Source organism: Geminisphaera colitermitum TAV2 (assembly GCF_000171235.2).
GTDB classification, from domain to species: Bacteria; Verrucomicrobiota; Verrucomicrobiia; order Opitutales; family Opitutaceae; genus Geminisphaera; species Geminisphaera colitermitum.
The window spans coordinates 1-11,350 of sequence record NZ_ABEA03000125.1 but is presented as its reverse complement, the minus strand read 5'-3'; the positions used below and the strand labels follow the sequence as shown (position 1 = coordinate 11,350).

Genomic DNA, 11,350 nt, shown 5'->3' with positions numbered 1-11,350 from the left:
CCACCACTGCCCCCGCCAACACCCCGCCCCTCGCCCGCGCCTGGGGCATCTATCGCGAAACCCACAACCTCCGCGCCCACCCCTGGAGCGTGAACGACGCCGGCATGATGTTCTGGGACGGCGCACCCTACATTCCCGTCGGAGGCATGATCAACACCAGCAACACCTGGCGCACCTACAAAGGCGACCCCGACAACTCCACCGCCATCAGCAACACCACCGCGCTCCTTCAGGCCCAATTCCGCACCCTGCGCGACTACGGCATCCGCGACATCTACTTCAACGCCTTCTTTGCCCGTTCCAACCCCAACGCCCTCGCCGCCACCATCAACGCCGCCGAGCAGTCCGGCATGCGCTACGGTCTCCACGTCTCCAGCGTCCCCGCGTATCGCAGTCTCGGATACCACGCCACCGCCCCCGTCGAAATCCCCGCCGGAGCCACCACCTGGAAAATCCGCGCCACCACCAACACCACCGACATCCGCCCCGTCCACCGCGTCCTCTGGGCGCTCTTTGACGAAAACAACGCCCTCCTCGAAAAAGGCTCTGGCACACTCACTCCCGAACCCGCCACTGATCCCAACGGCAAAGGCAAAAACAAAACCGACCTCTGCCTCGACATCCACTTTCGCGCCACCGCCACCAACAAACGCACCCTCGTTTACACCCCCCAACTCGTCATGGGCGGTCAGGACGTCATTGGCTACTCCGCCGGCCTCGACGACTACATTGCCAACCTCCGTGAAACCTACGGCAACCTCTCCTATGGCCCCGGCCTCCGCCTTTGGATCGACCCATTTCAGAACGAACTCCACGCCCGCCCCACTACCCTCTGCACCGACGTCCCCGTCCGTCGTGCCTACGAACACTGGCTCCTTGACCGCTACGGTTCCATCGACGCCCTCAACGCCGCTTGGCAACCCCGACAACCCAACTCAAAACTCGAAACCCTCACCCAAGTTTCCCGCCTCGTCCCACTGCGCGAAACCACCGACACCGTTTATTGGATCGACTCCGAAACCCTCACCCTCCACGCCTTCACCGGAGGCGCCGCCCCCTCCCCCTCCCTCCGCGACTACAAACTCTTTCGCGGCCACCTCGCCCAACAAACCATCAGCCGCGTTTCCGACGTCCTCAAATCCATCGCCAACGTCCCCGTCATTCTCAAACACAACACCTTCTTCAACGACTGGTTCATCAATCCCGCCCCCGCCGGCGGTCAGGACGGCCTCGGCTACGAACCCTACTGCTACGGCGACAGCCTCGCCTACCACAATTCCCTCATCCCCTACGCCCAGGCCATCGCCTCCGGACGCCGTCAGTGGACCCTCGTCACCGAAACCTCCGCCGCCGCCTTCGACGGCCAAAAAAACTACGTCGGCTACCTCGACCGCATCCAACTCCTCCACGACTTTGACCAGATGCTGAAATTTGGAGCCAAAGGATTTTACACCTTTGGTTTCGCCTTCGATCCCCCGCTCAATTTCCAAGTCACCGAACTCCTCCGCGACCCGCGCCAGCTCGAATGGCTCGCCACCTACGGCAAAACCCTTGCAGCCGCGCCCCACCTCGCCACCTACCTCCCCGAAGTCCACGGCTGGTATCCCGCCTACCTGCGCGAACGCGAAATCGTATCCAGTAAACCCCTACCCTATGCCATGCACGGCAACTACACCCAGCGCGTTGCCCAAATGCGCATGGCTCCCGACGGACGCTGGATCGTCCCCGCCATGCACCTTGACGCACCCTGGAAAAGCATTCTCGCCGCCACCGACCTCCTCACCGCCACTGAAAAAACCGCACTCCGCAAGGCCCCGCCTACTCTTCTGAAATACGAAATCACAAATCAGAAAGCTCCCTCCCCCCCCCCCCCCCGCTCGACGGTTTTACCGCCAACGGCATCGGCCTCATCTCTCCCAAAAAACCGTGGATGACCCTCGACCAATTCCGCGAAAACATCCTTGGCTACCGCGTATTCCAGACCGAATCCCTCAACGGCCAAACGCTCCCCGACGGACGCCTCCTTGTCTGGACCTGTGTTGAACGCGAACGCGCCGATCTCCGCCTCCCTCCCGGCGCCACCGCCACCAACCTCGCTGGCAAAGTCCTCACACCCCAAAAAATCTCCGCGTATGAAAATCGCCTCACACTCATCCGCCCTCCCTACGAACAGAAAAAAGGCGATCTCCCCGACTACCTCGCCCACCTGCCCAAAGGCTATCATCACCCCGACACCGGCCAACCCGAAGCCGCAATCCTGTCAGGCGTATCCGTTGAACAACTACTCGCCGCGCATTCTCCTGCCTGGCACCGCTGGCTCCCCGCCGCCGTCTCTCCCGCGCAAGTTGCCGCCTGGCAGGAAGCCGAGCAACCCGACGAAACCACCTTTGTCCAACCCCGAGTCGAAGGTTACAGCCGGTACAGTGGCCCCGGCGGGGCGGCCATTGGAATCAACACATATTTCAACCCACCTTCTGGCAAAACCTGGCACGCACGCTACACCCTCAAAACAACCGGCAACGACAAGGCCACCACCTTCTGGCTTCGCCGCATGGACCGCCCTGCCATGGACCTCGAAATCCGCATCGACGGCAAACACGTTGGCACGATTCCCGCCACCGAAAAACCCTCCGACGCCCTGCACCTCAACCCATGGAATGCAGGCATTGGCGTGAACAACATGAAGGTCGGCTGGCACCGCCTTGCCCTCTCCTCCCCCCCCCTCCCCCCAGGCACACACCAACTCGAAATCATAGCGCGCCCCGGCAATACGGATGCACTCAAGGCCGACACCCAACTCCTCGGCGGCCAGTCCGACGCCGCCATGGAAGCCGAGGCCGCCCTCATCACCGGCATCCAGTGCGTCCAGATCGACGCCCTCATGCTCACCACGCAATGATCATTGATAGAGGAAATCAATCCACCAATTGCGGTTTTTTCACAAAAGAAACCACGTCAACTTCCTAGTTACGAGCAGAGCCATCGCTTTTCATTGCTTGAAATCCCTATATTTTGTGATTTTTTCACAGAATGCTTCTTTCGCTCAGCATCAACAATTACCGCTCCTTTCGAGAAGAACAGACGCTTTCCCTTGTCGCCAGCACCCGCCAGAACGACCACCTCGAACACCTGGCGGCCATCCCTGAAGACACGAACAACGTTCTTCCCATCACCGCGATTTACGGGGCAAATGGCGCGGGAAAATCGAATACAGTGAAAGCACTGGACTTCCTCGTTCGCCTGCTGAAAACCAACGCTGAACCCAATGATCCCCTCAACCGTCACGCCTTCAGGCTGCACAAGGGATGCGAAACGCAGCCCACGGAAATCAGCGTCCAATTCATTGAGGACGGAAATGTCTTCCATTATGGGATACGCATCGACGACACCACCGTGCTCGCCGAATGGCTTCTCCTCCTGCGCAATAAAAAAGAAATTCCTATTTACGAACGCATCACCACCAACGACAGCGCAAACCACGAGGTTAAAATCCAACCCGGCGAAATTCTCGACAACCCCGGCGAGGGGAACCACGAAAAAATCCACGCCCTCATCGCGCTTGGCGTGCTGCCCAACCAACTCTTTCTGCAAGCCGTGCGCACCAGTATCCAGCAGCGCGAACACGGCCCGCTGTTTTCCAAGGTTCTCCATTGGTTCCTGAATCGGCTGACCTTCATCATGCCCGATTATTCCTATCATGGCATCCCCCTGATTATAAGCAAAGACTCCACGTTCGGCGACTTCGCCAGCGGCTTTCTGAAAAAAGCGGGCACCGGAGTGCAGCGCCTGCGCGTGGACGAAGAACCGGTCAACGAGGAGCAGGTTCTCCAAACATATCCTTCCATCAAACCTTACCTTGAGAGCTTGGCGCCAAATGATGTCGTTCTTGTTCCTGCCACGGCCACGGCTTCGCGGGAATCGTTTGTGTTTAACCGAACTGGCGATGGCCAGCTTTGCCAACAAATCGTGCGCGCCGAGCATCGGACGGATGATGGCTCGCCCGTGGACTTTCGTATGAACGAAATTTCCGACGGGACGCTTCGCCTCACCCATTTGTTGCCCGCCCTGCACCTTTTGCGAAACAGGTCCGCCATTTTTGTCATCGACGAGATTGACCGCAGCCTGCACCCGCTTCTATCCAAAAGTTTCGTGCGCGCCTTCCTCAACGAGTGCACCGCCACTGGCGGACAATTGATTTTCACCACGCACGACACCGCCTTTCTCGACCTCGACCTGCTGCGGCGCGACGAAATCTGGTTCGCTGAAAAAAGCACGGAGACCGGGGCGACCTCATTGTATTCCCTATCCGATTACAAAGTCCGCACCGACCTTAAAATCGACAAAGCCTATCTTGAGGGCCGTTTCCGCGCCGTGCCCCCCATTGAGCGCGAACTTCCCGACTGGGTCCGCTCCATCCTCAACGAACTCCAGCCCTGCGGCCCGGCGTCCGACAACGGCCAAAACGGAAACGCGAAAAAGGAGGCGCGGAAATGAGCGGACTGATTACGCGCAAATCCGTCCGCATTGGCAGGGCGGAACGTGATCTCCGGGACCAGCCCTTTTTTCTCGTGGCCACTGAAGACCGCTACGCGCCCAAACAGTATTTTGACGCGCTCTCGTTTCCCTCGGTGAAAATCATCGTGCTGGAAACGCAAGAGGAGGAAAGCTCCGCGCCCTCGCAAGTCGTGGCGCGCCTGAAACACGCCTTCGACAACGCCGCCAAGGCGGGGAACATTCAGCCAAACGACGAATTTTGGATACTCCTCGACACCGACCACCGGACACAAGGCGCGCATGTTCGCGGCACCGTCCAAGCATTGGATGAAGCCCGCCAACGAGGTTTTGAAATCGCGGTCAGCAACCCCTCCTTTGAACTCTGGCTGCTGCTGCACCATGTTGACCTGCCTGCGGGCATGGAGTCGCGTCCGCCTGCCGCAGCGGAAGTTGAAAAACTCCTGCGAGACACACTCGGATCATACAACAAATCCAAAATCGATCCACGGATGTTCCCCGCAACGTCCATCCCTCCGGCAATCCGGCGCGCTCGCCGTCTGGAGACCATCCCCGACAATCCCCAAGGTTATTGGCCGGAGAAAACAGGAACACGCGTTTACCGCCTTCTCGAAAAAATCCTGAGCCTGCAATGAACCCCGCGCACCACCGGGGATTTCACAGCCATATCCTGTCTATGGATAACTGCCGGCGCGCCACTCCGTGCTTGGCACGGCGCGCACGCGTCCGTCCCAGTTGAGCACATTCATCGCCCGGCCTCCCGAATGCGGCAGACCGCCACTGTTGGCCCACTTCGTTTTGTTCGGCCAGGTGCACCACACGAGCGATGGATAAGGATCGTTGGCATCACGTCTCTCGGTCTGCGACCGGTCAGGTTCGTATCCAGCGCTGCTATACCAGTATTGAAGCTCGGTCGGCCCGAGCATCTGGCGCAACACCACAACCGGACACGAGGTCATCCCTACGTTGTCCAGATACGGGTCCAACGCCTTGTTTCGCTGCGAACTCCCATGATAATCCGCGCCATTGTAATACCAGCGGACGGGGAGGAATCGGGAAATGTCCGCGCCATGGCTGAACGGAGCCGGCCACTTGCCCTTGTTGTCATTGGCGTAGAGGTTGAAGGCCACGTAAATCTGCCGGAGGTTCGAGATGCACACGGCGTCACGCGCCCGCTTGCGGATGCCGGATAACACGCCAAGGATCAGTCCGGCCAGTATGCCGATGATGGCAATCACGGTCAGCAATTCGACCAGCGTGAAGGCGGACGAGGCCGGGGAAGGGATCGTAACAGGACGCCGCAGGCGTCCTGTTACCTGAGCTAGCTCAGGTCGCGGCAACGGCTCAACCCGTGTGAAGGCCGCGCCGTCACGGGCAACAGGGCGAGGGGAAGATCGGGGAATCGAATACATCGGGAATTGGTCAGCGGTGGCGCCGACGCAGGATCAATGCTCCGGCGAGAATCACACCGCCTGCCAAAAGTGCGCAGATGGACAGTTCGGGAATCGCCGCTGACGTCACAAATTTGAGTTCGGAACCGGAAAGCAAAAACGCCCCCGTCACGCCAGATGCCAGATTGATTGCCGAAAATTCCGACTGTTCAAAACCCGCGCCCACCACTGAACTCAACGTGTAGGTTTCACCCGCCACGCCCGTGCCGCCGAAGTCGAAAACATAGGTGCCGTCCGTGCCTTTCACGAGACTGCTTGCGGTGAGATTTTGCGCCGCGCCCAGCGAAAATTTAATCACGGCTCCGTTGTTCAGCGTCACCGCGCCCACCGAACCGGTCCCGCCCAGCTTCGCGCCTTGCGCCACGCTGACGTCCCCGGAAATCGAACCATCCACGATCAAACTTCCCCCGTTCACGTTCACTTGGTCGATGGTGTTCGCGCCGCCCAACGTCAGGCTGCCTTCACCTTGTTTGGTTAACACGGAAGTGCCCGCTGCCACACTTTCCTCGAACACGCCGGCAAACGTGGTGTCGGTGCTTTGGTTAACAACCAATTCCTTGCTCTGACCCGCGCCACCAGTATTGAGGCGAAGCGCGCCGCCGGCCCCCTTGAGTTCCCCAATGGTAAAGACATCGCCCGAATTGCCTGCCACAATGACGCGCGCTCCGTCAATGGACAAGGTTGTGGACTGGCCCACCGCAGTCATCTTGGTGATTTCTATCCTGTTTTTATTCGCGTCGCCCGCGCTTGCGCTGGTCCCGATGGTGCCGTCCCACGCGCTCGTGCCGCTCAGCCTCAACATTGAACCGTTGGAGGCCGTTGAAAGCGAAGTGGTGGCCAGCGTGAGCGTTCCCGAGCCGCCGGTTTCTATGTAAAAAAAACGGGTGTTGCCGGAACCTCCGACCAAAGTAGCGCTGTTTGCAATCGTGAGCGTCCCCACGTTAATAGCCCGGTCGTTGGGTGCGATGGTGATTTCCGGGTTGGGGGAGGTGACATCAATGACTGCGGAATTTCGAGCCTCCGCCGTCCCATTGTCCCACTTCTGGTCTTTGGTTCCCCCCAATGTGGAGGCCCATCCGGCAGGGATTGTGCTCAGATCGGGACCGGTCACCCACTGTGTGCTGCTATCCGTCCAGTAGAGCGTCGACTGTGCCTGAACCGTGGGAAGAGCCGGGAAAGAAGAGAAGCCGCACGCAAGTGAGGCGACGAGTGTGACCAGCAAGGGCAGTTTGTTCGGTGTTTTCATGTGCGGGAGGGGAAGGTTGAAATATAATATTTTCAAACGTTTGAAAAACAGGCAAAAAACCCTCTGTCAACAGGCAAATGTTCCCATTTTCACCCGCGCCTCCATCTCCCCCCCCCACACACCTGCCCGGTCCACCGCCTGCGACACGCCCCGCCGCACCAGTGTCTCCACAAACACACTACACCAGAGACTATTGACGTTCCGAAAATCAATATCGCCGGCCCTCGTGACATCCGTTCTCCTCATGCCATTCGTATCGCGCATCGTGTCGCTCGTATCTCGCAGGTTGTTCATGGAAATTAAAACAAAACATAAACGCTGCCCGTCCCTTCTCTACGGCACAACTGAGAATCGCACATTCACAAAAGTGCGCATGCTGTTGCTTGTTCCGATTCTGCTTATCGCAGTTCTCGGCATTCGCATGTTGATCGACGCACCACCTCCCGATCTCTCTGACCTGGAATTTCACCCCAGGCAAGTTCCTGACGCCGACAATTTTTATCTGGCCCTGCGCGACTGGAGTTCCACCCATGCGGCCACGCCAGTCATCACAACCGAATTGGCCGAACGCTTTCCGCCCATCCCACCCACACCGGAGGAAGCACAGGAAAACCGTTGGAATAAGGAAACCGATGCCGACCGTTTACGCAGCCAGCTCTGTGAAGGCCGGGCGTGGACACCCGCGCTGCAAGAAACGCTGCGCCCTTCGCTTGCTCCCGCGTGGGAGGACTTCCAGCGCATCATGCAGCGTCCCGATTGTCAGGCGCCGCAAGTTCACTCCCTTGATGACCCTTATCTTTTGTCCGAAGTCCGGCCCGCATGGAGCATCCTCCTCATCACGGCTTGGGATCAGTTTTACCAAGACAAGCAAAACGAAGCCGTTGACACCCTGCTTGCAGGCTGGAACGCCGCCCTCCGCATCCGCGACTCACGCAGCGTTATGATCAACTACCTTATAGGAATCGCCAGCGAAGCACGCACAAGAGACGCCGCCATTTCCATCGCCATGCATCCGTCTGCCAGACGCGCCACGATTGACCGCCTGCTCAACGGCATCCGGCAACTCCCTCTCGACACCGACGCGACTCCCGACTTGGGCGCCGATTCATTGCGCCACGAAATCAGTCTTGTTTTGAACGGAATCCGCGCAATGACGCCCGCCCGTCTCGAACAAAACCTCCACGCGCAAAACCTGCTCCGACCCGATCCGCCCGCGCTCATTCGCAAGCTCGCCCGCATCGCGTTCCCCTTCGTTTACCAGCCCAACCGCACCCAGACCATCGCCGCGATTCACCTGCGAAACACCCTGCGAAAAATGGAACACCCCGGCCTGACCTTGAGCGACATGCAGGACGACAATTTTCGCTACGTTGATTTCGTGGAACGTTACTCCGCGCCTTGGTGGGATTTCAGAAACTGGGCGGGTATCCGAATTCTCAACACAGTCATGCCGACACTGGACAACATACCCGAACTGCGTCTGCTTGTCCGCTCGCGTAATTCCATGGCACAAACCGGCCTTGCTTTGCGCCTCTATCACTTCGATCACGGCGCGCTTCCTGAAACGCTGGACGCCCTTGTTCCCGCTTACCTGCCTGCCGTGCCATTGGACTACATTGACCATCATCCCATCCGCTACTCCGCGACCTTCCGCACGGTATGGACCATCGGGAGGACAAATCTCCAAATCACCGTGCCCGATCAAAAACCAAAAAGTGGGGAGTTTATTCTCTCGTTGGATTTCGCAAAACCCCCGCCGCACATAAACCCGCAATAGCTCACAGCCCCAACGCCCTCGCCGCCCCCTCCGCAACATCACAACACCGCATTGGATGTTGGACGTTCGGCGCGAAGCCCCCCCCTTTCCTCCCGCCACGTGTCACTATTTTCCCATTACGTGTAGTGCAACTGCGCTGTCGCCTTGCAGGTCGCGCTTGCGGTCACGCGGACCCAGTGGGCGCTAAAGCCATCCGGGAACACATGCGGCGCGTAGCCCTTCGCGGGCACCTCGATTTTCTGATACGTTTTCCATTCGCCACAGCCGAGGAAATCCACCTCCACGGTAAACGTCACCGCGGCGTTGGAATCGTGGCTCAAGTGCAGGACTTTCTTGTCGAATCCCGTCATCAGATACGGGTCTGACGGCGCGCCCGCCTCCACCGCATCATCCCACCACGGACCACCCCACCCCTTCGGCTTGCCGAGATTCCAGAGATCATCGGTGCGGCCAAACCACAGGCCCGACTGCGGCTCGGCGCATTGCAAATTGCCGCCGCTCTCGTGACTCGCGTTGTCCGCGCCGATCACGAGCATCCCCTTCCACGAGCAGAAATCCCCATGCACCCACAAGTGCGTCGAGATCGGACGGATGCCCCACACACGGTTGCCGTAGGCCCACGGCGACAACTCGTAAAACATGCCGTGGTGATCCATCAGCAGGCGCTCGTGTTCCGTGGCGCGGATACGCGGCCACTCGGTCTGCCACTTGTGATCAAAACAATGCGACGCCTTGGGCAACCGATACGTGCGCCATTGCCCGTCCGCCTTCGTAAAAACCTTCAACAACGCCGACGCCCGATCCCAACCCGACGCGAAAATCGTGTTCCCGAAATGACCCAGCCCGTTCACCGCAACGAACGGCTTGTGTTCGATAATTGTCCACTTTTGCCCATCAAATTCGGCCAGCGTGCCCTCGCGCTGTTTGCCCAAAAACTCCGCCTCGCTGTAGTCGTTATTCACCACTACCAGACGCCCCTCCTTGCAGAAGCAATCCTTGAAGTGACAACTCCCCTCGCCCGGCGTCCTCAACTCCTTTTGGAGATCAAAAATGTGCTTCGTTTCGAGCGTGTGAACATTGAGTTCGAACAACTCGCCCTCCATGCCGAGCATGTAAACCAGATTGGCCGGATCGGTCAGATGGCGCGCCGTGCCGCACAGCCGGATTTCGGTCAACGCCGCGACCGTGCGCACAGCGTGTTTTGTATCCACCAAATGGGGACCGATTATCAACTGGCTCGATTCGTGATGCACGAAGCGGTTCGCGTAAGTGCCGTCAACCGCCGCCGGTGAACGCGTCATTTTGAAATCGCCGTCGATGATGTTGAGCCCCGTGCCGGTGCCGCTCTTTTTGCGATGCGACACGTAATTGAGCACATAGAGCTTGCCCTGCCAGGGCATGAGACAGCCGATGCCCACCTCGCTGCGCGGCGGACCATAGTCGGCGATTTGGGCCAGCGACGGAACGACGCCGGAAAAATTCAAAGGCAACGCTGAACCGGATGCGGAAGGAGAAACGGTGGAGTTCATCGCCAGCCAGCCTGTCCGGTCATGCAGAGCTTGAGAAGCTGCCAAAAATGTTCACGTTAACATTTTCCATGCCTGCCTCCGCCAAACCGCCCACCTTGCACGACGTTGCCCGCGAAGCCGGAGTCAGCCACATGACCGTTTCCCGCGTCGTGCGCGGCTCCAAAGCTGTCCGCCCCGACACCGCAAAAAAGATCCGCTCCGTCATAGACCGCCTCGGATACCGCCCCGACCCCGCGCTCTCCGCCCTCGCCGCCTACCGTCAGCGCGGCGGCGGCGCGGCGCGCGGCAGCACCCTTGTGTTCATCGATTGCGACGGCACTCCCTTCAGCCGCGACGTCTGCACCGGTGCACGCGAAGAGGCCGCGCTCGACGGCTACGCCTGCGAACAAATCCCCCTCCCCCCCTCCCCTGCCGCGCAACGCCGCCTCAGCCACGTTCTCTTTCATCGCGGCGTGCGTGGCCTGCTCTTCGGCCCCTCGGAACACCCGCAGGAATTCACCGGCTGGGACTGGCCCGAATTTGCCGCTGTCTCGCTCGGCGCGCTCACGCACCGCCCCGCGCTGCACGCCGTTTCGATGGACTATTTTCACGGCGCGTTTTCCGCCTGCGAACGCCTCTTCGCCACCGGCTGCCGGCGCCTCGCCCTCATCATCGATCCGCATCTCGAATCCCGCACCGGCGGGCAATGGCTTGGCGGATACGCCGCCGCCATTCTCCCCCGCCACGCCCCGCTCATCTGTCCTCCCGATGTGCGCACTCACGCCCCTCGCCTCCGCAACTGGCTGCGACGCCACCGCATCGATGGCGCGCTCACGATCCATCCCGAAATTGCAAA

At 59.6% G+C, this 11,350-nt stretch carries 9 protein-coding genes and 1 pseudogene; 6 read left to right on the top strand and 4 right to left on the bottom strand.

Annotation, left to right across the window (positions count from 1 at the left end):
* The 4 genes and pseudogenes from OBACDRAFT_RS14840 to OBACDRAFT_RS14825 all read left to right on the top strand — a co-directional run.
* A pseudogene (locus tag OBACDRAFT_RS14840) lies at window positions 1–1,934 on the top strand (hypothetical protein); the annotation flags it as partial.
* Window positions 1,931–2,899, top strand: coding sequence for a hypothetical protein (locus OBACDRAFT_RS14835; protein ID WP_043586877.1), 969 nt, complete (start codon window positions 1,931–1,933; stop codon window positions 2,897–2,899). The pseudogene OBACDRAFT_RS14840 and the gene OBACDRAFT_RS14835, both read left to right, overlap by 4 nt.
* Window positions 2,900–3,030: 131 nt before the next feature.
* On the top strand, window positions 3,031–4,494 hold the full coding sequence (locus OBACDRAFT_RS14830; RefSeq protein WP_043586875.1) for an AAA family ATPase: 1,464 nt from the start codon (window positions 3,031–3,033) through the stop codon (window positions 4,492–4,494).
* A 74-nt stretch (window positions 4,495–4,568) separates the two neighbouring features.
* Window positions 4,569–5,147: an RloB family protein gene (locus OBACDRAFT_RS14825; RefSeq protein ID WP_157837102.1), complete on the top strand. Its 579-nt coding sequence runs from the start codon at window positions 4,569–4,571 to the stop codon at window positions 5,145–5,147.
* A gap of 39 nt (window positions 5,148–5,186) precedes the next feature.
* Here OBACDRAFT_RS14825 and OBACDRAFT_RS25500 read toward each other — a convergent pair whose 3' ends face one another.
* The 3 genes from OBACDRAFT_RS25500 to OBACDRAFT_RS14810 form a co-directional block, all read right to left on the bottom strand.
* On the bottom strand, window positions 5,187–5,924 hold the full coding sequence (locus tag OBACDRAFT_RS25500) for a type II secretion system protein (RefSeq protein ID WP_081722081.1): 738 nt from the start codon (window positions 5,922–5,924) through the stop codon (window positions 5,187–5,189).
* A 10-nt stretch (window positions 5,925–5,934) separates the two neighbouring features.
* On the bottom strand, window positions 5,935–7,209 hold the full coding sequence (locus OBACDRAFT_RS14815) for an autotransporter outer membrane beta-barrel domain-containing protein (RefSeq protein WP_043586871.1): 1,275 nt from the start codon (window positions 7,207–7,209) through the stop codon (window positions 5,935–5,937).
* Between the two features lie 66 nt (window positions 7,210–7,275).
* Window positions 7,276–7,503 carry a hypothetical protein gene (locus tag OBACDRAFT_RS14810; protein ID WP_043586869.1) on the bottom strand — a complete coding sequence of 76 codons (228 nt, stop codon included), beginning with the start codon at window positions 7,501–7,503 and terminating at the stop codon, window positions 7,276–7,278.
* Between the two features lie 79 nt (window positions 7,504–7,582).
* Here OBACDRAFT_RS14810 and OBACDRAFT_RS14805 point away from each other — a divergent pair, with 79 nt between their 5' ends.
* The gene (locus OBACDRAFT_RS14805) at window positions 7,583–8,986 is read left to right on the top strand and encodes a hypothetical protein (RefSeq protein ID WP_157837101.1); all 1,404 of its coding nucleotides are present in this window, start codon (window positions 7,583–7,585) and stop codon (window positions 8,984–8,986) included.
* Window positions 8,987–9,102: 116 nt separating this feature from the next.
* On the opposite strand, the gene OBACDRAFT_RS14800 is transcribed toward OBACDRAFT_RS14805, so the two are convergent.
* Window positions 9,103–10,515 (bottom strand): hypothetical protein, encoded by a 1,413-nt coding sequence (locus OBACDRAFT_RS14800; RefSeq protein WP_043586864.1) that lies wholly within the window; start codon window positions 10,513–10,515, stop codon window positions 9,103–9,105.
* 68 nt (window positions 10,516–10,583) lie between these two features.
* Between OBACDRAFT_RS14800 and OBACDRAFT_RS14795 the strand changes: the two genes are divergently transcribed.
* On the top strand, window positions 10,584–11,350 hold a 767-nt coding region (locus OBACDRAFT_RS14795; RefSeq protein WP_081722080.1), incomplete at its 3' end, for a LacI family DNA-binding transcriptional regulator.

Bases quoted from the DNA above. Each gene is read 5' to 3' on its own strand.
- OBACDRAFT_RS14830 (WP_043586875.1), top strand. From the start codon at position 3,031: ATGCTTCTTTCGCTCAGCATCAACAATTACCGCTCCTTTCGAGAAGAA.
- OBACDRAFT_RS14835 (WP_043586877.1), top strand. From the start codon at position 1,931: ATGACCCTCGACCAATTCCGCGAAAACATCCTTGGCTACCGCGTATTC.
- OBACDRAFT_RS14815 (WP_043586871.1), bottom strand. From the start codon at position 7,209: ATGAAAACACCGAACAAACTGCCCTTGCTGGTCACACTCGTCGCCTCA.
- OBACDRAFT_RS25500 (WP_081722081.1), bottom strand. From the start codon at position 5,924: ATGTATTCGATTCCCCGATCTTCCCCTCGCCCTGTTGCCCGTGACGGC.
- OBACDRAFT_RS14800 (WP_043586864.1), bottom strand. From the start codon at position 10,515: ATGAACTCCACCGTTTCTCCTTCCGCATCCGGTTCAGCGTTGCCTTTG.
- OBACDRAFT_RS14805 (WP_157837101.1), top strand. From the start codon at position 7,583: ATGCTGTTGCTTGTTCCGATTCTGCTTATCGCAGTTCTCGGCATTCGC.
- OBACDRAFT_RS14810 (WP_043586869.1), bottom strand. From the start codon at position 7,503: ATGAACAACCTGCGAGATACGAGCGACACGATGCGCGATACGAATGGC.